The organism is Streptomyces sp. ISL-99 (assembly GCF_018614005.1).
Taxonomy (GTDB): domain Bacteria; phylum Actinomycetota; class Actinomycetes; order Streptomycetales; family Streptomycetaceae; genus Streptomyces; species Streptomyces flavidovirens.
The window spans coordinates 126,280-144,716 of record NZ_JAGGPC010000007.1 but is presented as its reverse complement, the minus strand read 5'-3'; the positions used below and the strand labels follow the sequence as shown (position 1 = coordinate 144,716).

Below are 18,437 nucleotides of genomic sequence, written 5' to 3'. Positions count from 1 at the left end.
GGTTCAGTTCCCTCCGGTCGTCGTGGCGAACGCGGGCTCCGGCTCCTCGCCCGGCATCGCGCTGCTCGTGGTGACGCCCTTGGCGGGCCTGACCACCTTGGCCGCGGCGCGCTCACGCGCGGAGGTCCAGCACCACACCGCGACCGGCGAGAGTGCGATGAGGAGCGCCAGTACGGACCAGGTACGCATCGCCACGTGGGTGTGACCCAGGTGGAAGGACGCCACCAGCGAGCTGACCAGCACGGCCGCCCAGAACAGGTGGATGCGGAAGGTCAGCAGCCGGTCGGGGCTCGCCTCGCCGCCCTTGGGCGTGACCACGAACCTGCCACGGGTGCGCAGCACCGCCGAGCCCAGGGACTTGGCGTAGATCGGCGCGCAGAGCGCGGACATCGCCATGCCGGCCAGGCCGCCGGAGCCCGCGGGCTCGTGCGGCGAGACGTTGTGCCGCCGGTTCCACAGGTAGAGCCCGACCTGGAGGGCCGCCGCGTCGCTGTAGAGCATCAGCCAGACGGAGGACGAGACCTGGGTGCCGGACGCCCCGAACCACAGGAACAGGACGCAGCTGAGGATGCCGAGCAGCCAGTTGACGGCCGTCATCGGGTAGTAGACGAGCATCAGGGTGTACGTGAGCAGCCGGCCCGGCGGCACCCGGAAGGGTGCCTTCCAGAACTGCTTGAACAGCGTCTCGTACGTCCCGCGCGACCACCGGAGCTGCTGCGTGAAGAAGTCGGTCCAGGAGGACGGTCCCTCACCGACGGCGAGCACGTCCGGCGTGTAGACGGACCGCCAGAACCGCCCGGTCTCCCGGTTCCTCCTGCGGTGCAGCTCGAAGCCGGTGGCCATGTCCTCGGTGATGGAGTCGTACAGGCCGCCGACCTGCTTGAGGGCCCGGACCCGTACGACGTTGTTGGTGCCGACGAACATGGGGGCGCCGTAGCGGTTGCCCGCGCGCTGGATCAGCGCGTGGAACAGGAATTGCTGCGACTCCGCGGCTTTGGTGACGCACTTGTCGTAGTTGCCGTACACCTGCGGTCCGACGACGAAGGCGATGTCCGGGTCGCGGAAGTAACCGAGCATCCGTTCCAGGAAGTTGGGGAGCGGCACGTGGTCGGTGTCGACGGAGGCGAAGAAGTCGTAGTTGTCGCCGTGCATGGCGATCCAGGCGTTGTAGTTGCCGTGCTTGGTTTTCGCCCGGTGCGGGCCCCTCCTGGTGTTCCACTCCGGTACGCCGCTGCGGGTGAAGTGCCGTACGCCCAGCTCCGCGCAGAGCGCCCGCGCCTGCTCGTCGTTGCCCTCGTCGAGGAGCCAGATGTCGAGCGGCCCGTCGTGCCGCAGCGCGACCGCGCCTTCGAGTGTGGCGCGCACCATGGACAGGGCTTCCTTGCCCGGTACGTACGTCGTGAGGAACGCGACCCGGGTGCCCGGCTCGGGCGTGACGGGTACCGGGTCCCTGGCGACCATCGTGGCGTGTGCGATCGACACCACGTTGACCAGCATGAAGAACATGATCATGCCGATCGAGGCCAGCATCACCCTGTCCAGATGGACCAGCCAGCGGTCGCCGCCCTCCCGTTCGGTCCAGTGGGTCGGCCAGACCAGGTAGACCAGCAGAAGCGCCGAGAGCAGCGGAGCCAGCGTCATCAGCAGTACGGCGCGTATTCGGTGCGGCTCCTGCGCCATCAGACTTCGGTACTGAACGCGGTACGCGGTGGTGCCGGGCTCCGTCAGCGGCCCGGCGAGCCGGCTGTGGGTCTCGTAGTCGTAGCCGTTCGGCCGCACTGTGCCTCCCGCAGTCGAGGGCGTTCGATACCCCCACATAAAAGGACATTTGGCGGCGTGTCGAACCGGGTCGTCCGAGCGGGCGGTTTTTGGCGCGCGGCAGTTTGAACGACGAAGCCCCCGACCGCGGCTGCGGTCGGGGGCTTCGCGTCAACAGGTTCAGGCACCCAGATGGCGCTCCACCGTCTCGACCTTCGAGGTCAGGCCGTCGGTGACACCGGGCCGGATGTCGGCCTTCAGGACCAGCGACACGCGCGGGGCGCGGGCCTCGACGGCGGCGACGGCGCGCTTGACGACGTCCATCACCTCGTCCCACTCACCCTCGATCGAGGTGAACATGGCGTCGGTGCGGTTGGGCAGTCCGGACTCGCGCACCACGCGCACCGCGTCGGCGACGTACTCCCCCACGTCCTCGCCCACGCCCAGCGGGCTGACGGAGAAGGCGACGATCATCCCTTGACCACGCTCTCCTGGCGGGCGCGGCCCGCGATGACGGCGTCCTCGGCCTCGCGCTTGAGGCGCTTGTCGGCGAAGAAGCCGCCGGTCGGCAGGACGGACATCACGATGTAGAAGGCGGCGGTCTTCAGCGACCACTTGGTCCGGTTCCAGGCGTCGGCCCAGAAGAGGGCGTACAGGATGAAGAGCACACCGTGGATCGCACCCATGACGGGGACCGCGTTGAATTCCGTCGTGCGCTTGAGCACCGAGCAGACGATCAGCAGCAACCAGGAAACCGCCTCGGGTACGGACACCAGGCGGAGGCGGCGGAGTGCGGAAGCGGTCTTGATGTCCACGGAGGGGCAACCTTCGTCGTCGCAGGGAACTGTCGATCTTGTGAACGGACGCACAAGCTCGCGTCCCATTGTGGCAGCCCGCCGGCGCCGCCCTTTATCAGGGTCCGGGTCACGGGATACCGTCACTCACGTGGCTCAGTTCCGACTCCAAGGCAGCAAGGTGCTCGCCGTCGACATGACCGGCGACGCCGTCAAAGCGAAAAACGGCTCGATGGTCGCGTACGACGGCCAGATGGCCTTCAAGAAGATGTCCGGCGGCGGCGAGGGCGTGCGCGGCATGGTGACCCGCCGCCTCACCGGCGAGCAGATGACCGTCATGGAGGTGAAGGGCCACGGCACGTGCTATTTCGCCGACCGCGCGAGCGAGATCAACCTCGTCTCGCTGCACGGCGACAAGCTGTACGTCGAATCCAGCAACCTCCTGTGTACGGACGCGGGCCTGCGCACCGGCACCTCCTTCACCGGGCTGCGCGGCGGCGCGACCGGCAACGGCCTGTTCACCACGACCGTGGAGGGCACCGGCCAGGCGGCGATCATGTCGGACGGCCCGGCCGTCGTCCTGCGCGTCTCCGCCCAGTACCCGCTCCAGGTCGACCCCGGTGCGTACATCGCGCACCAGGGCAACCTCCAGCAGCACTTCCAGTCGGGTGTCACCTTCCGCACGCTGGTCGGCGAGGGCTCGGGCGAGGCGTTCCAGATCCGCTTCGAGGGCGAGGGACTCGTCTACGTGCAGCCGAGCGAGCGCAACACCGTCGGGGGCGACGTCTGACATGCCATTCACCGAGATCAATTCACGCATGGTCCAGGCGCACATCGCGCCCGGCCAGAAGATGTTCAGCCAGCGTGGCGCGATGCTCGCGTACCAGGGCGATGTCTCCTTCACGCCGAACGTCCAGGGCGGCCAGGGCGGCGTGATGTCCATGATCGGCCGCCGGGTCGCCAACGAGTCGACGCCTCTGATGACGGTCGAGGGCTCGGGCACGGTGATGTTCGGGCACGGCGGCCACCACATCCAGGTGATCAACCTGACCGGCGACACCCTCTGCGTCGAGGCGGACCGCCTCCTGGCCTTCGACGGCACCCTCACCCAGGGCACGATGTTCATGGGCTCGCAGGGCGGCGTCATGGGCATGGTGCGCGGCCAGGTGACCGGTCAGGGCCTGTTCACCACCACCCTCAAGGGCCACGGCGCGGTCGCCGTGATGGCGCACGGCGGCGTGATCGAGATCCCGATCACCCCCCAGCGGCCGATCCACGTCGACCCGCAGGCGTACGTCGCGCACCACGGCGACGTACGCAACAAGCTCTCCACCGCACTCGGCTGGCGCGACATGGTGGGCCGCGGCTCGGGCGAGGCCTTCCAGCTGGAGCTGTCCGGCAACGGCGCGGTGTACGTACAGGCCTCGGAGGAAAAGCTGTGACCACCCCCATGCTGGCAAGACCTGTGGTCTTCGACCCGCACACGCTCCCCTCCGACGACAACGTCAATCCGTACACCTTCTGCGTGGAGCTCAAGGGGAGCCAGTGGTTCCTGCAGAAGGGCAAGATGATCGCCTATTACGGGCGCATCGACTTCAACGGCATCGGCCACGGCCGTTTCGACCGCCTCCTGCGCACCAGCTTCCACTCGCCGCTGCACGCGAGCGACTGGGTGGTGGCGGAGGGCCAGGGCAAGATGCTGCTCGCGGACCGCGCGTTCGACGTCAACAGCTTCGACCTCGACAACGGCAACCTGACCATCCGCTCCGGCAATCTCCTGGCGTACGAGCCGAGCCTCGCGCTCAAGCAGTCGATCGTTCCGGGCTTCCTCACCCTCATCGGCACCGGCAAGTTCGTGGCGGCCTCCAACGGCCCCGTGGTCTTCATGGAGCCCCCGATCCGCGTGGACCCGCAGGCACTCGTGGGCTGGGCGGACTGCCCGTCCCCGTGCCACCACTACGACCACGGGTACATGACAGGCGTCATGGGCGGGATCAGGTCACTGACCGGCATCGGCGGTACGTCGGGCGAGGAGCACCAGTTCGAGTTCGTCGGGGCCGGCACCGTACTGCTCCAGTCCACCGAACTCCTTATGGCGGAGCAGGCCACGGGCGCGGTCCCGTCCCAGGCGGGGGTGCCCGGCGGCCAGGGCGCGGGGCAGGGGCAACCGGGCGGCGCACCGCGTCTTCCCGGTCAGCTGGGGGACCTCCAGCGTCGCTTCGGGCTGTGAGCGGTAGTCTGCGGAGTGTGACGTCGAACGTGTGCGCCCTTGTTGCGTGCCGGGCGTCACATTCCGCAACTTCGTCCAGTATTCAACTTCTTAGGTAGAATCCATACATGGAGACCAAGACGGCCACCCCCTGGCTGACCGATGCCGAACAGTGCGCCTGGCGGACCTACCTGGACGCCAACAGGCTGCTGACCTATCAGCTCGAAAAGGACCTGCAGCCCTTCGGGCTGACGATCAACGACTACGAGATCCTCGTCAACCTCTCCGAGTCGCAAGAGCGCCGGCTGCGGATGAGTGACCTCGCGGCAGCGACCCTCCAGTCCAAGAGCCGCCTCTCCCACCAGATCACCCGCATGGAGAACGCGGGACTGGTCCGCCGGGTGAACTGCGAGTCCGACCGCCGCGGCCTGTACGCCGTACTCACCGATCACGGCAGCGAAACGATGAAACAGGTCGCTCCACACCACGTGGAGTCCGTACGCCGGCACTTCATCGGCATGCTCTCCCCCGAGGCACTCGCCGACATGAAGGCCGCCCTCACCCCGGTGGTCGAGCAGTTGCGCGGCCGACGCGGAAAGATCTAGACAGCCGGCAGCCGCACCGTGAAGAGAGCACCGCCGCGCTCTCCTTCACCCACGGACAGTGAGCCGCCGTGCCGCGTGGCGACATCACGTGCGATCGCCAGCCCCAGCCCCGCGCCACCGTCGTCGCGGGTGCGCGCGTCGTCCAGCCGTACGAACCGCTCGAAGATCCGCTCACGCTCCTCCACAGGCACCCCCGCACCGTCGTCGGCGACCCCGAGCACCACCGCGCCACGCTCACTGCGCACGGAGACTTCGACCGAACTCCGCGCATGCCGCTGGGCGTTGTCCAGCAAGTTGCCGAGGACCCGCGCCAACTGCCCCCGCGACCCGGCCACCTCGAACGCACCCGAGCCCACGACCGTCACCGGCAGCCGGTCCGCCCGCTGCGAGACCTCCTCGCGCACCAGCGCACCCAGATCGACACGCCCCTGGCCGGGCCGCTCCCCCGCGTCCAGCCGGGCGAGCAGCAGCAGATCGGCGGCCAGCCCCTGAAGCCGTACGGTGTCCCGCACCGCGCCCTCCACATCCAGCAACTCCGGATGCGCGGCGCCCACTTCCAACTGCGTCCGCAGCGAGGCGATCGGGCTCCGCAACTCGTGCGAGGCATCGGCGACGAACCGCCGCTGCCGCTCCACCGACGCCTCAAGTGCCGCGAGAGTCTCATTGGTGGTCACGGCCAGCCGCGCCACCTCGTCGCGCGCGTCGGGCTCCGGCACCCGCCGCGACAGATCCTCGGAAGCGGTGATCGCGGCCATCTCGCGCCTGATCCCCTCCACGGGCCGCAGGGCCCGCCGCGTCACCAGCCACGTCACCCCGGCCACCACCACGAGCAGCGCGGGCAGCCCGATGAGCATGGACTCCCGCACCGTCCCGACGGCGCTCTGCTCGGCGGCCAGCGGCGCCCCGGCGTAGACCGTGACGTCCTCCCCGCGAGCCGTCCGCACCTCGACGGCGGCGAACCGATAATCGGCCCGCTCACCGTCCACCGTGGCGCTCCCGGACGACAGCCGGGGCTCGTCAGTGGAAACCTCTCCGCCCCCGGGGTCGTCGTCCTCGCCCGCGCCCCCGCCTCTCACCCTGACCTCGGGGCTCCCCGCCCCCTCGATGGCCTCCAGATCCTCACTCACGGCGACGACCCGCCCGTCCTCGTTCACCACCTGCACGGGACGGCCTTCGGGCCAGTCCACATCGGCGTACGAACGGTCCACGGCCATCTGCGAGGCCACATTCTGGGCGGCCACCTCGGCCTGGAGGTCGGCCTGGTCGATCAGATTGGCCCGCAGCACGAGCAGCACGGCCAGCCCGGCCGCCACCAGCGCCACCGCCACGACCGCCGTGGCCCCGAGAGCCGCTCTGGCCCGTACGGACCCGAAAAGCCGCCTCATCCCGCCACCAGCCGGTACCCGGCGCCGCGCACCGTCTGGATCCGCCGGGCGCCGAGCTTCCGCCGCAGGGCGCTCACGTACACCTCGACGATGTTCGGATCACCGTCGTACGCGAAGTCCCACACATGCTCCAGAATCTGCGCCTTGCTGACCACCTCACCGGCCCGCACCGCGAACTGCTCCAGCACGGCGAACTCCTTGGCCGTGAGCACGACTTCGTCCTCACCCGCGTACACCCGCCGACTGGCGGTATCCACCCGCAGATCCCCCACCACCAGGACCGGCGAGGCGCCCGCACTCGCCCGCCGCCGCAACAGGGCCTTGACCCGCGCGACCAGCACCACGTACGAGAACGGCTTCGTCAGGTAGTCGTCAGCGCCCGTATCGAGCCCCTCCGCCTCGTCGTACTCCCCGTCCTTGGCGGTCAGCATCAGAATCGGCACATCATTTCCCGCTGCCCGCAATGCCGCACACACCCGATAGCCGTTCATACCGGGCAGCATGATGTCGAGAAGGACGAGATCGTACGAGCCCTCCCCGGCCCGGTGCAGCCCTTCGAGCCCGTCGTGCACCACGTCCACGGCGAAGCCCTCGGCAGTGAGCCCCTTGGCCAGGGCCACCGCGAGCCGCCTCTCGTCCTCCACGATCAACAAGCGCATGCGCCAAGGTTCGCAAACCGAACCTGAAGAAGCCTTCAGCAGGCTTCAGGTCGCCTTCAGCATCCCTCAGCCAGATTGATCCCCGTAGCAACCAACCGCTCGGGAGGAAACCTCATGAAGCGCAAGCTCGTCATCGCCACCGCCGTCACGGCCCTGCTCATCGGCGGAGGCACCGCGACAGCGTTCGCGACATCCGACGCACCGACCACGAGCGCGGTGACCCTCGACGAGGCGACGGCAGCGGCCGTCAAGTCCACACCGGGCAAGGTCACCGGAGCCGAACTCGACGACGACCGGCCCACGTGGGAGATCGACGTCTACGGCAAGGACGCCAAGTGGCACGACGTGGACGTGGACGCCAAGACCGCGAAGGTCCAGGGCACCCACACGGAGGACGACGAAGACGACCGCGCCCCGAAGGACACGAAGGTCACCATGACCGAGGCCGCGAAGGCGGCCCTGAAGGCGCAGCCCGGCACTCTGACGTCCATCGACCTGGACGACGACGGCACGTGGGAGGCGGAAATCCAGGCCAAGGACGGCAAGGAGCACGAGCTGACCGTCAACGCCACCACGGCAAAGGTGACGGCGGACCAGCCTGACGCGGACGACGACAACGACTCCGACTGAGTCAGCCCGCAGGCTGCCCACCGGCGTGAGGGGGCGGGACGCGCAGGGGGCGGTGTTCGGGACGTAAAGCGTGTTTTGTGGGCAGGACGCGGGCTTCGTACAAAAAGCTCTGCTCCGCACCTAAATCATGCAGTCCCGAACGCCGCCCCCGGAGCGGCCCGCCCCCGGCACACGGACTACCCCTCGGTAAGACCCGCCACCAGCTCATCCGCCGCCGCATAAGGATCCAGCTCCCCCGCCACGATCCGCTCGGCCAGCGCCCCCAGCCGCCGGTCGCCCCGCAGGTCGCCGATCCGCTCCCGCAGCGCGGTGACCGCGATCGTCTCCACCTCGTGCGCCGCCCGCTTCGCCCGGCGCTCCCCGAGCACCCCGCGCTCCTCCATCCAGGCCCGGTGCTTCTCCAGCGCCTCGACGACCTCGTCGATGCCCTCGCCCCGCGCCGCCACCGTCTTCACGATCGGCGGCCGCCAGTCCCCGGCCCCGCGGGACTCCCCGAGCCCCAGCATGTGATTGAGCTCCCGAGCAGTGGCGTCGGCCCCGTCCCGGTCGGCCTTGTTGACGACGTACACGTCACCGATCTCCAGGATCCCCGCCTTCGCGGCCTGGATCCCGTCCCCCATCCCCGGCGCCAGCAGCACCACCGACGTATCGGCCTGCGAGGCGATCTCGACCTCGGACTGTCCGACGCCCACGGTCTCGACGAGAACCACGTCACAGCCCGCCGCATCAAGCACCCGAATGGCCTGCGGCGCGGCCCAGGCCAGCCCGCCCAGATGCCCGCGCGTGGCCATCGACCGGATATAGACGCCCGGATCCGACGCGTGCTCGGACATCCGCACCCGGTCCCCCAGCAGCGCGCCGCCACTGAACGGCGAGGACGGATCCACCGCCAGCACCCCGACCCGCTTCCCGGCCCGCCGGTACGCCGACACCAGCGCGGACGTAGAGGTCGACTTGCCCACTCCCGGTGACCCCGTGAGCCCCACGACGTACGCGTTGCCGGCGAGCGGAGCCAGCGCCGCCATCACCTCACGCAGTTGCGGGGACGCCCCCTCGACCAGCGAGATCAGCCGGGCAACGGCACGCGGCCGGCCCTCTCGCGCCTGAGCCACCAGCCCGGGGACGTCCTGCATCACAACTCCGCTCCTCGATCAAGCACTACGGAAGGGTTACGTGCCCGCGATCACGTGCCCGTGATTACGTGCCGCGATTACTTGCCCGCGACCTTGATGATCAGCGCGTCACCCTGACCGCCACCACCACACAGCGCAGCAGCACCGACGCCCCCACCACGCCGCTTCAGCTCAAGCGCCAGGTGCAGCACAACCCGCGCCCCGGACATCCCGATGGGGTGCCCCAGGGCAATCGCACCACCGTTGACGTTCACCTTTTCCGGGGACACTCCGAGGTCCTTCATTGACTGCACGGCAACCGCCGCAAAGGCCTCATTGATCTCAATCAGATCAAGATCCTCAACGCCCAGCCCCTCCTTCCCCAGCGCATGCGTGATCGCGTTCGAGGGCTGGGACTGAAGCGAGTTGTCCGGCCCGGCCACGTTCCCGTGGGCCCCGATCTCGGCGATCCACTCCAGCCCGAGCTCCTCCGCCTTGGCCTTGCTCATGACCACCACGGCCGCCGCACCGTCCGAAATCTGCGAGGCGGTACCAGCCGTGATCGTGCCGTCCTTCGTGAACGCCGGCCGCAGCTTGCCCAGCGATTCCGCGGTCGTCTCGGGCCGAATGCCCTCGTCCTTCGAGAAGAGCACCGGCTCGCCCTTGCGCTGCGGGATCTCGACGGGAGTGATCTCCGCCTCGAAGAGCCCGTTCTTCTGCGCGGCGGCGGCCCGCTGGTGCGACTGCGCGGCGAATTCGTCCTGCGGGCCGCGGGCGATCCCGAGCCGGGTGTTGTGCTTCTCGGTCGACTCCCCCATCGCGATGCCCTCGAAGGAGTCGGTCAGCCCGTCGTGGGCCATCGAGTCGAGCATCTCGATGGCGCCGTACTTGAAGCCGTCACGGGACTTCGGCAGGACGTGCGGCGCGTTGGTCATGGACTCCTGGCCACCGGCCACCACCACGTCGAACTCACCGGCACGGATCAGCTGGTCCGCCAGCGCGATCGCGTCGAGCCCCGACAGACAGACCTTGTTGATGGTCAGAGCGGGCACGGCCATCGGAATGCCCGCCTTCACAGCGGCCTGCCGGGCAGGAATCTGCCCCGCCCCGGCCTGGAGCACCTGCCCCATGATCACGTACTGGACCTGGTCTCCGCCGATCCCGGCCCGCTCCAGGGCCGCCTTGATGGCGAACCCGCCGAGGTCCGCACCGGAGAAGGACTTCAGCGAGCCGAGCAGCCGGCCCATGGGCGTACGGGCACCAGCGACGATGACGGACGTTGTGCGATTCGTTCCAGACATGAGGCACGGCCCCTTGGGATGAGGAGTGAACGACGGTTTACCTCAATGTACTGAGCGGTACGGGCCCGGTCACCGGGCAGCGAGTGTGATCGCGCGCACGTTGCGTAACCACTCCAACCGCGCTGCACTGGACCCATGCTGACGCGAATCGACCACATCGGAATCGCCTGTTTCGACCTCGACAAGACCATCGAGTTCTACCGCTCGACCTATGGCTTCCAGGTGTACCACTCGGAGGTCAATGAGGAGCAGGGCGTACGTGAAGCCATGCTCAAGATCAACGAGACATCCGACGGCGGCGCCACCTACCTCCAGCTCCTGGAGCCCACCCGCGAGGACTCCGCGGTGGGAAAGTGGCTGGCCAAGAACGGTGAGGGGGTCCACCACATCGCCTTCGGCACCCCGGACGTGGACGCCGACGCGGAGGCGATCCGCGGCAAGGGCGTACGGGTGCTCTACGACGAGCCGCGCATCGGTTCCATGGGCTCCCGCATCACCTTCCTGCACCCCAAGGACTGCCACGGAGTACTGACAGAACTGGTCACTTCGGCCCCCGCCTCCACCACGGAGCACTGACCGGAGCACTGTCCCGCTGATCCCACGCCGGTAGAGTGGGCGGTTCCGGTCCGGGGCCGGACCGGGGCCTGTGACTCATGCCTCACTGTTGATCTGAGACCATTCCCCCCGGGGGCCGTCCGATGTCGGGGCGGTGCTTGTTCTGAGAGTTCGGAAGAGTTGCGACCAGGGGACGGATGGGACCGCGCAGTGCGGGGCTACGAACGGCACGAGCCTGACGACCATCTCTCGCGGTTCGAAGCCGAGATGGAGCGGCTGAAGACCGAGCGGGAGAAGGCGGTTCAGCACGCCGAGGACCTCGGCTACCAGGTCGAGGTGTTGCGCGCGAAGCTCCATGAGGCGCGCCGCAATCTGGCGTCCCGTCCCGCCTACGACGCGGCGGACATCGGTTACCAGGCCGAGCAGCTGCTCCGTAACGCCCAGATCCAGGCCGAGCAGCTGCGCACCGACGCCGAGCGTGAACTGCGCGACGCCCGGGCGCAGACGCAGCGGATCCTCCAGGAGCACGCCGAGCACCAGGCAAGGCTCCAGGCCGAGTTGCACACGGAGGCGGTCACCCGCCGTCAGCGGCTCGACCAGGAGCTCTCGGAGCGCCGGCAGACCGTCGAGGCGCACGTCAACGAGAACGTGGCGTGGGCCGAGCAGCTCCGCGCCCGTACCGAGGCGCAGGCCCGCCGGCTCCTGGAGGAGTCCCGCGCCGAGGCCGAACAGGCACTGGCCGCCGCCCGCGCGGAGGCCGAGCGCGTCGCCCGGGAGACCCGTCAGCGGCTCGGCTCCGAGGCGGAGAACGCCCGCGCCGAGGCCGAAGTGATTTTGCTGCGCGCCCGCAAGGACGCCGAGCGCCTGCTGAACGCCGCCTCGAACCAGGCGCAGGAGGCGACGACCCACGCCGAGCGGCTGCGTACGTCGACGACCGCCGAGTCCGACCAGGCGCGCCGGCAGGCCGCCGAGATGAGCCGCGCCGCCGAGCAGCGGATGCAGGAGGCCGAGGCGGCGCTGCGCGAGGCGCGCGCCGAGGCCGAGAAGGTCCTCACCGAGGCGAAGGACGCGGCGGCCAAGCAGCTGACGTCGGCCGAGTCCGTGAACGAGCAGCGCACCCGTACGGCCAAGTCCGAGATCGCCCGGCTGGTCGCCGAGGCCACGAAGGACGCCGAGGCGGTCAAGGCGGAGGCCGAGCAGGCCCGCGCCGATGCCCGCGCCGAGGCGGAGCGGCTGGTGGCCGAGGCCGCCGAGAAGGCCCGTACGGCCGCTGCCGAGGATTCCGCGGCCCAGCTCGCCAAGGCGGCCCGTACCGCTGAGGAGGTCCTCACGAAGGCGTCGGAAGACGCCAAGGAGACCACCCGCAAGGCGTCCGAGGAGGCCGAGCGGATCCGCCGCGAGGCCGAGGCGGAGATCGAGCGGCTGCGCAGCGAGGCTGCGGCCCAGGCCGACCAGCTCAAGGGCGCGGCGAAGGACGACACCAAGGAGTACCGGGCCAAGACGGTCGAGCTGCAGGAGGAGGCGCGCAGGCTGCGCGGCGAGGCCGAGCAGCTGCGGGCCGAGGCGGTCGCCGAGGGCGAGCGGATCCGCGGCGAGGCACGCCGCGAGGCGGTCCAGCAGATCGAGGAGGCGGCCAGGACCGCCGAGGAGCTGCTGACCAAGGCACGGGGCGACGCCGACGAGTTGCGTACGTCCGCGTCCGCCGAGAGCGAGCGCGTGCGCGGCGAGGCGATCGAGCGCGCCACGACGCTGCGCAAGCAGGCCGAGGAGACCCTGGAGCGCACCCGCGCCGAGGCCGAGCGGCTGCGCGCCGAGGCCGAGGAGCAGGCCGCGAGCACCACGGCCGACGCCGAGGAGGCCGCCCGCGCACTGCGCGAGGAGGCCGAGCGTGGCATCGCCGCCCGTCAGGCCGAGGCCGCCGAGGAACTGACCCGGCTGCACACCGAGGCCGAGCAGCGCGTCACCGCCGCCGAGAAGGCGCTGGGCGAGGCCAGGACCGAGGCCGACCGGCTGCGCCGGGAGGCCGGCGAGGAGATCGAGCGGCTGCGGACCGAAGCGGCTGAGCGGGTACGTACGCTCCAGGCGCAGGCCGAGACGGAGGCGGAGCGGCTGCGGACCGAGGCGGCCGCCGATGCCTCGCAGTCCCGCGCCGAGGGCGAGGCCGTCGCCGTACGGCTGCGCAGTGAGGCGTCGGCCGAGGCCGAGCGGCTCAAGGCGGAGGCGCAGGAGAGCGCGGACCGGATGCGCGCGGAGGCCGCGTCGGCCGCCGAGCGTGTCGGCGCCGAGGCCGCCGAGGCGCTGGCCGCCGCCCAGGAGGAGGCCGCGAGGCGTCGCCGGGAGGCCGAGGAGACGCTGGCCGCCGCCCGCGAGGAGGCGGAGCGGGAGCGTACGCAGGCCCGCGAGCAGAGCGAGGAGCTGCTGGCCTCTGCCCGCAAGCGGGTCGAGGAGGCGCAGACCGAGGCGCAGCGCCTGGTCCAGGAGGCGGACTACCGGGCGACCGAGCTGGTCGCGGCCGCCGAGCAGACGGCCCAGCAGGTACGGGACGCCGTCGCCGGGCTGCACGAGCAGGCCGAGGAGGAGATCGCCGGGCTGCGGTCGGCCGCCGAGCACGTGGCGGAGCGGACGAAGAGCGAGGCGCAGGAGGAGGCGGACCGGCTCCGCGCCGACGCGTACGAGGAGCGGGAGCGGGCCACCGAGGACGCGAACCTGCTGCGCCGCCAGGCGCAGGAGGAGACGGACGCCGCGAAGGCGCTCGCGGAGCGCACGGTCGGGGACGCGATCACGGAGGCGGAGCGGCTGCGTTCCGACTCCTCCGAGTACGCGCAGAGGCTTCGCACGGAGGCTTCCGACGCGCTGGCTTCGGCCGAGCAGGACGCGGCCCGTTCGCGCGCCGAGGCCCGCGAGGACGCCAACCGCATCCGTAACGAGGCGGCGGCGCAGGCGGACCGGCTGATCGGTGAGGCGACGGGCGAGGCCGAGCGCATGGCGGCCGAGGCCGTGCAGTCGCTGACGGCCGCCGGGCAGGACGCGGCCCGGATGCGGGCCGAGGCCGAGCAGGTCAAGGCGGACGGCGAGGCCGTGGCCGAGCGGCTGCGTGCCGAGGCGCGCGAGGAGGGCGAGCGGCTTCTCGACGAGGCGCGCAAGGCCGCCGACAAGCGTCGCGGCGACGCCGCGTCCCAGGCCGACAAGCTCGTTTCCGAGGCGAGCGGCGAGGCCGACAAGCTCATCACCGACGCGAACCAGGAGTCCGAGCGGCTGCGCGCGGAGGCCGAGCGAGTGCTCGCCGAGGCGCGCGCGGAGTCCGACCGGATCCTCGACGCGGCCCGCAAGGCCGCCGACAAGCGTCGCGGCGACGCCGCGTCCCAGGCCGACAAGCTCGTCTCCGAGGCGAGCAGCGAGGCCGAGCAGCTGCGAGCGGAGGCCGAGCGGGTGCGCGGTGAGGCGGGCGAGGAGTCCGACCGGATCCTCGACGCGGCGCGCAAGGCGGCCGACAAGCTGCGCGGCGACGCGGCAGCGCAGGCCGACCAGCTCATCGCCGAGGCGAGCGGCGAAGCCGAACGGCTGCGCGCGGAGGCCGCCGAGATGGTGGGCTCCGCCCAGCAGGCGGCGGAGCGCATCAGGTCCGAGGCCCAGAAGGTCAAGGCGGACGCCGACGGTGCGGCCGAGCGGATGCGCGGCGACGCGCGGGCCGAGGCGGACCGGCTGCTCGACGAGGCGCGTCAGGCGGCGTCCAAGCGCCGCTCGGACGCCGCCGAGCAGGCCGACCAGTTGATGGCGAAGGCCCAGGAGGAGGCGCTGCTCGCCGCGACGCGTGCGGAGGAGCAGGCCGACACGATGGTCGGCGCGGCTCGCAAGGAGGCCGAGCGGCTGGTCGCCGAGTCCACGATCGAGGGCAACTCCCTGGTGGAGAAGGCCCGTACGGACGCCGACGAGCTGCTGGTCGGGGCGCGCAGGGACGCGACCGCCATAAGGGCGCGGGCGGAGGAGCTGCGAGCCCGTACCGAGGCCGAGATCGAGGAACTGCACGAGCGGGCCCGCCGGGAGACGTCCGAGCAGATGCGGACGGCGGGCGAGCGTGTCGACAAGCTGGTGAAGGCCGCGACGGAGCAGCAGGCCGAGGCCGAGGAGAAGGCCAAGGCGGTGATGTCCGAGGCGAATTCGGAGGCGGGCAAGGTCCGGCTCGCCGCGGTGAAGAAGGCCGAGGGGCTGCTCAAGGAGGCCGAGCGGAAGAAGGCCGAGCTGGTACGGGAGGCCGAGCGAGTGCACGCCGAGGCCAAGGCGGAGGCCGCGCGCATGGTCGAGGAGGGCCAGCGGGAACTCGATGTGCTCGTACGCCGCCGGGAGGACATCCAGGCCGAGATTTCCCGTGTCCAGGACGTGCTTGAGGCGTTGGAGTCCTTTGAGGCACCGTCCGGGGGCGGCAAGGCGGCGTCGAACAGCGGCTCCGGCGGGGGCGGCGTCAAAGCCGGCGCGGCCGCAGGTTCCACTCGATCGGGTGGCAAGTCATCCGACGGTTAGCCACTCAAAAGGGGTGTCATTCTCCAGATCAAACGGGCATTGACTCGATGACACGCCGCTTCGGCCCCTAGGATTCCCCCTAACACCTCACCGGTCACATTCGACAGGAACCCAGGAACCCCATGAGCGACACTTCCTCCCCCTTCGGCTTCGAGCTCGTGCGGCGTGGTTACGACCGCGGTCAGGTGGACGACCGCATTACCAAACTCGTCGCCGACCGTGACAGTGCTCTGGCCCGAATCACTGCTCTGGAAAAGCGCATCGAGGAACTCCACCTCGAGACGCAGAACGCCCAGGCCCAGGTGAGCGACGCGGAGCCGTCGTACGCCGGTCTCGGTGCGCGCGTCGAGAAGATCCTCCGCCTCGCCGAGGAGGAGGCGAAGGACCTGCGTGAGGAGGCCCGTCGCGCCGCCGAGCAGCACCGCGAGCTCGCCGAGTCCGCGGCGCAGCAGGTGCGCAACGACGCCGAGTCGTTCGCCGCCGAGCGCAAGGCGAAGGCCGAGGACGAGGGCGTTCGTATCGTCGAGAAGGCCAAGGGTGACGCCTCTACGCTGCGCAGCGAGGCCCAGAAGGACGCGCAGCAGAAGCGTGAGGAGGCGGACGCCCTCTTCGAGGAGACCCGCGCCAAGGCCGCCCAGGCCGCCGCGGACTTCGAGACGAACCTGGCCAAGCGCCGCGAGCAGTCCGAGCGCGACCTGGCTTCGCGTCAGGCCAAGGCCGAGAAGCGTCTGGCCGAGATCGAGCACCGCGCCGAGCAGCTTCGTCTGGAGGCCGAGAAGCTGCGTACGGACGCGGAGCGCCGTGCCCGTCAGACGGTGGAGACCGCGCAGCGCCAGGCCGAGGACATCGTGGCCGACGCCAACGCCAAGGCCGACCGGATCCGCAGCGAATCGGAGCGCGAGCTGGCGGCGCTCACCAACCGCCGCGACTCGATCAACGCGCAGCTGACCAACGTCCGCGAGATGCTGGCCACGCTGACCGGTGCGGCCGTCGCCGCCGCCGGTGCCCCGGCCGACGACGAGCCGATCACCCGCGGCGTCCCGGCCCAGCAGACCCGCTAGTCCGAAGCGGAAGCAATCAGGCCGCTAGAGGCGTATAAAGCCCCCCGTCATTCCGGTGGCGGGGGGCTTTGTGCGCCTCTAGCGTGGCCGGCATGATTGAGCTGACGGGGCTGACGAAGCGTTACGGCGAGAAGGTGGCCGTCGACCATCTGACCTTCACCGTACGGCCGGGCATCGTGACCGGCTTCCTGGGCCCGAACGGGGCGGGCAAGTCGACGACGATGCGGATGGTGCTGGGCCTGGACAACCCGACGGCCGGTGACGTCCGCATCGACGGCAAGCACTACGCCGACCTCAGGGACCCGCTGAAGTACATCGGCGCGCTCCTCGACGCGAAGGCGATGCACGGCGGCCGCAGCGCCTACAACCACCTGCTGTGCCTGGCCCAGAGCAACGGCATCCCGCGCAGCCGGGTCTCCGAGGTCCTGGAGACGGTGGGCCTGACGTCGGTCGCGAAGAAGCGCGCGAAGGGCTTCTCGATGGGCATGGGGCAGCGCCTCGGGATCGCGGGCGCTCTCCTTGGCGACCCCGAGATCCTCATGTTCGACGAGCCGGTGAACGGCCTCGACCCCGAGGGCATCCACTGGATCCGCAACCTGATGAAGACGCTGGCCTCCCAGGGGCGTACGGTCTTCGTCTCGTCCCACCTGATGAGCGAAATGGCGCTCACCGCCGATCATTTGGTCGTCATCGGCCAGGGCAGGCTGCTCGCCGACACGTCGATGGCCGCCTTCATCCGGGAGAACTCGCGCAGTTACGTACGCCTGCGCTCCCCGCAGCAGGAGCGGCTGCGCGATGTCATGTACGAGGCCGGGATCACGGCGGTCAGCGCGGCGAACGGGTCGCTGGAAGTGGACGGCGTGACCTCTGAGCAGCTCGGTGATCTCGCCGCCAGGCATCAGCTCGTACTCCATGAGCTGAGCCCTCAGCAGGCCTCACTGGAGGAAGCCTTCATGCGGCTGACCGCCGAGTCCGTCGAGTACCACGCTCACTCCGACGGCGAGAGGCCCAACCCCCCGAGGGCCGGCTGGGGCGCCGGAGTGCAGCAGCCGAAGAGGAAAGAGGTCTGAGCCATGGCGGCCACACAGGTACTGAAGTCGGAATGGACCAAGATCAAATCGGTTCAGTCCACCATTTGGACACTCGGCCTTGCCGTGATCGTCACAATCGGCCTCGGTGTACTGATCAGTATTCTTTCGAAGAACGAATTCCAGAAGATGAGCCCGCAGGACAAGCTCGCCTTCGACCCGACCTTTGTGAGTTTCGCGGGGATGAGTCTCGGACAGCTCGCGATGATCGTTTTTGGTGTGCTCGTCGTGTCGAACGAATACAGCACCGGCATGATCCGCATGTCGCTCGCCGCCGTCCCGCAGCGCGGCACCTTCCTCTTCAGCAAGATCACCGTCGCCGCGGCGCTGGCACTGGCCGTGGGTATGGTGACGAGTTTCGCCTCGTTCTTCCTCGGCCAGGCGATGCTCGGCGACCTGAAGGCGGACATCGGCGACCCGGGCGTGCTGCGCGCGGTGATCGGCGGTGGCCTCTACATGACCCTGATCGCGCTGTTCTCGATGGGCGTGGCCTCGATGCTGCGCAGTCAGGTGCTCGCTCTCGGCGTTCTGATGCCGTTCTTCTTCCTGCTCACGCCGATCCTGGGCAACGTCTCCGCGACCAAGAAGGCCGGCCAGTACTTCCCCGACCAGGCCGGCAGCAAGATCATGCAGGTGGTCGCCCCGGCCGGCGACGACGCACCGTACGGCCCGTGGGGCGGACTGCTGATCATGGCCCTGTGGGTCGCCGCGGCCCTGGTGGGCGGATATGTCCTGCTGAAAAAGCGGGACGCGTAGGCCGGC

At 69.9% G+C, this 18,437-nt stretch carries 17 protein-coding genes; 10 read left to right on the top strand and 7 right to left on the bottom strand.

Annotated features, from left to right (window positions below; translation table 11 throughout):
• Positions 1 to 3: 3 nt before the first annotated feature.
• From J7E91_RS04880 to J7E91_RS04870, 3 genes are all read right to left on the bottom strand, one after another.
• Positions 4 to 1,779, bottom strand: a complete 1,776-nt coding sequence (locus J7E91_RS04880) for a glycosyltransferase family 2 protein (RefSeq protein WP_374224620.1) — start codon at positions 1,777 to 1,779, stop codon at positions 4 to 6.
• A 159-nt stretch (positions 1,780 to 1,938) separates the two neighbouring features.
• Positions 1,939 to 2,232 (bottom strand): MTH1187 family thiamine-binding protein, encoded by a 294-nt coding sequence (locus J7E91_RS04875; protein ID WP_214899393.1) that lies wholly within the window; start codon positions 2,230 to 2,232, stop codon positions 1,939 to 1,941.
• Positions 2,229 to 2,573 (bottom strand): DUF3817 domain-containing protein, encoded by a 345-nt coding sequence (locus J7E91_RS04870; protein ID WP_214899391.1) that lies wholly within the window; start codon positions 2,571 to 2,573, stop codon positions 2,229 to 2,231. Before J7E91_RS04870 ends, J7E91_RS04875 begins: the two co-directional genes overlap by 4 nt.
• Before the next feature lie 130 nt (positions 2,574 to 2,703).
• Here J7E91_RS04870 and J7E91_RS04865 point away from each other — a divergent pair, with 130 nt between their 5' ends.
• The 4 genes from J7E91_RS04865 (at position 2,704) to J7E91_RS04850 (ending at position 5,366) form a co-directional block, all read left to right on the top strand.
• A complete protein-coding gene (locus J7E91_RS04865) occupies positions 2,704 to 3,342 on the top strand; it encodes an AIM24 family protein (RefSeq protein ID WP_214899389.1) in 639 nt (212 codons plus the stop codon).
• Between the two features lies 1 nt (position 3,343).
• Positions 3,344 to 3,994 (top strand): AIM24 family protein, encoded by a 651-nt coding sequence (locus J7E91_RS04860; RefSeq protein ID WP_214899387.1) that lies wholly within the window; start codon positions 3,344 to 3,346, stop codon positions 3,992 to 3,994.
• An 11-nt stretch (positions 3,995 to 4,005) separates the two neighbouring features.
• The gene (locus J7E91_RS04855; RefSeq protein WP_214899455.1) at positions 4,006 to 4,782 is read left to right on the top strand and encodes an AIM24 family protein; all 777 of its coding nucleotides are present in this window, start codon (positions 4,006 to 4,008) and stop codon (positions 4,780 to 4,782) included.
• Between the two features lie 107 nt (positions 4,783 to 4,889).
• Positions 4,890 to 5,366 carry a MarR family winged helix-turn-helix transcriptional regulator gene (locus J7E91_RS04850; protein ID WP_214899385.1) on the top strand — a complete coding sequence of 159 codons (477 nt, stop codon included), beginning with the start codon at positions 4,890 to 4,892 and terminating at the stop codon, positions 5,364 to 5,366.
• Here J7E91_RS04850 and J7E91_RS04845 read toward each other — a convergent pair.
• Together J7E91_RS04845 and J7E91_RS04840 are read right to left on the bottom strand one after the other, a co-directional pair.
• Positions 5,363 to 6,751: a cell wall metabolism sensor histidine kinase WalK gene (locus J7E91_RS04845; RefSeq protein WP_214899383.1), complete on the bottom strand. Its 1,389-nt coding sequence runs from the start codon at positions 6,749 to 6,751 to the stop codon at positions 5,363 to 5,365. The two genes, J7E91_RS04850 and J7E91_RS04845, sit on opposite strands and share 4 nt — an antisense overlap.
• Positions 6,748 to 7,410 (bottom strand): response regulator transcription factor, encoded by a 663-nt coding sequence (locus J7E91_RS04840; protein WP_214899381.1) that lies wholly within the window; start codon positions 7,408 to 7,410, stop codon positions 6,748 to 6,750. Before J7E91_RS04840 ends, J7E91_RS04845 begins: the two co-directional genes overlap by 4 nt.
• Positions 7,411 to 7,524: 114 nt before the next feature.
• Between J7E91_RS04840 and J7E91_RS04835 the strand changes: the two genes are divergently transcribed.
• Positions 7,525 to 8,040: a PepSY domain-containing protein gene (locus tag J7E91_RS04835; protein ID WP_214899379.1), complete on the top strand. Its 516-nt coding sequence runs from the start codon at positions 7,525 to 7,527 to the stop codon at positions 8,038 to 8,040.
• A 176-nt stretch (positions 8,041 to 8,216) separates the two neighbouring features.
• On the opposite strand, the gene meaB is transcribed toward J7E91_RS04835, so the two are convergent.
• Together meaB and J7E91_RS04825 are read right to left on the bottom strand one after the other, a co-directional pair.
• Positions 8,217 to 9,173, bottom strand: coding sequence for a methylmalonyl Co-A mutase-associated GTPase MeaB (gene meaB / locus J7E91_RS04830; protein WP_214899377.1), 957 nt, complete (start codon positions 9,171 to 9,173; stop codon positions 8,217 to 8,219).
• A gap of 77 nt (positions 9,174 to 9,250) precedes the next feature.
• Positions 9,251 to 10,453, bottom strand: a complete 1,203-nt coding sequence (locus J7E91_RS04825; RefSeq protein WP_214899375.1) for an acetyl-CoA C-acetyltransferase — start codon at positions 10,451 to 10,453, stop codon at positions 9,251 to 9,253.
• A 135-nt stretch (positions 10,454 to 10,588) separates the two neighbouring features.
• On the opposite strand from J7E91_RS04825, the gene mce reads away from it, so the two are divergent.
• From mce to J7E91_RS04800, 5 genes are all read left to right on the top strand, one after another.
• Entirely contained in the window at positions 10,589 to 11,029 is a 441-nt protein-coding gene (gene mce, locus J7E91_RS04820; RefSeq protein WP_028813186.1) for a methylmalonyl-CoA epimerase, read from the top strand.
• Between the two features lie 189 nt (positions 11,030 to 11,218).
• The gene (scy, locus tag J7E91_RS04815) at positions 11,219 to 15,526 is read left to right on the top strand and encodes a polarized growth protein Scy (protein WP_214899373.1); all 4,308 of its coding nucleotides are present in this window, start codon (positions 11,219 to 11,221) and stop codon (positions 15,524 to 15,526) included.
• 122 nt (positions 15,527 to 15,648) lie between these two features.
• Positions 15,649 to 16,587 carry a cellulose-binding protein gene (locus tag J7E91_RS04810; protein ID WP_138896371.1) on the top strand — a complete coding sequence of 313 codons (939 nt, stop codon included), beginning with the start codon at positions 15,649 to 15,651 and terminating at the stop codon, positions 16,585 to 16,587.
• Positions 16,588 to 16,679: 92 nt separating this feature from the next.
• Positions 16,680 to 17,657: an ABC transporter ATP-binding protein gene (locus J7E91_RS04805; RefSeq protein ID WP_214899370.1), complete on the top strand. Its 978-nt coding sequence runs from the start codon at positions 16,680 to 16,682 to the stop codon at positions 17,655 to 17,657.
• Positions 17,658 to 17,660: 3 nt separating this feature from the next.
• Positions 17,661 to 18,431, top strand: coding sequence for an ABC transporter permease subunit (locus J7E91_RS04800; RefSeq protein WP_214899368.1), 771 nt, complete (start codon positions 17,661 to 17,663; stop codon positions 18,429 to 18,431).
• Positions 18,432 to 18,437: the final 6 nt, after the last annotated feature.

What these genes read in the sequence shown, in the direction of transcription:
- J7E91_RS04850 (WP_214899385.1), top strand. Translation starts at nt 4,890, where the DNA reads ATGGAGACCAAGACGGCCACCCCCTGGCTGACCGATGCCGAACAGTGC.
- J7E91_RS04860 (WP_214899387.1), top strand. Translation starts at nt 3,344, where the DNA reads ATGCCATTCACCGAGATCAATTCACGCATGGTCCAGGCGCACATCGCG.
- J7E91_RS04875 (WP_214899393.1), bottom strand. Translation starts at nt 2,232, where the DNA reads ATGATCGTCGCCTTCTCCGTCAGCCCGCTGGGCGTGGGCGAGGACGTG.
- J7E91_RS04800 (WP_214899368.1), top strand. Translation starts at nt 17,661, where the DNA reads ATGGCGGCCACACAGGTACTGAAGTCGGAATGGACCAAGATCAAATCG.
- J7E91_RS04840 (WP_214899381.1), bottom strand. Translation starts at nt 7,410, where the DNA reads ATGCGCTTGTTGATCGTGGAGGACGAGAGGCGGCTCGCGGTGGCCCTG.
- J7E91_RS04835 (WP_214899379.1), top strand. Translation starts at nt 7,525, where the DNA reads ATGAAGCGCAAGCTCGTCATCGCCACCGCCGTCACGGCCCTGCTCATC.
- J7E91_RS04825 (WP_214899375.1), bottom strand. Translation starts at nt 10,453, where the DNA reads ATGTCTGGAACGAATCGCACAACGTCCGTCATCGTCGCTGGTGCCCGT.
- J7E91_RS04845 (WP_214899383.1), bottom strand. Translation starts at nt 6,751, where the DNA reads ATGAGGCGGCTTTTCGGGTCCGTACGGGCCAGAGCGGCTCTCGGGGCC.
- J7E91_RS04805 (WP_214899370.1), top strand. Translation starts at nt 16,680, where the DNA reads ATGATTGAGCTGACGGGGCTGACGAAGCGTTACGGCGAGAAGGTGGCC.
- mce (WP_028813186.1), top strand. Translation starts at nt 10,589, where the DNA reads ATGCTGACGCGAATCGACCACATCGGAATCGCCTGTTTCGACCTCGAC.
- meaB (WP_214899377.1), bottom strand. Translation starts at nt 9,173, where the DNA reads ATGCAGGACGTCCCCGGGCTGGTGGCTCAGGCGCGAGAGGGCCGGCCG.
- J7E91_RS04810 (WP_138896371.1), top strand. Translation starts at nt 15,649, where the DNA reads ATGAGCGACACTTCCTCCCCCTTCGGCTTCGAGCTCGTGCGGCGTGGT.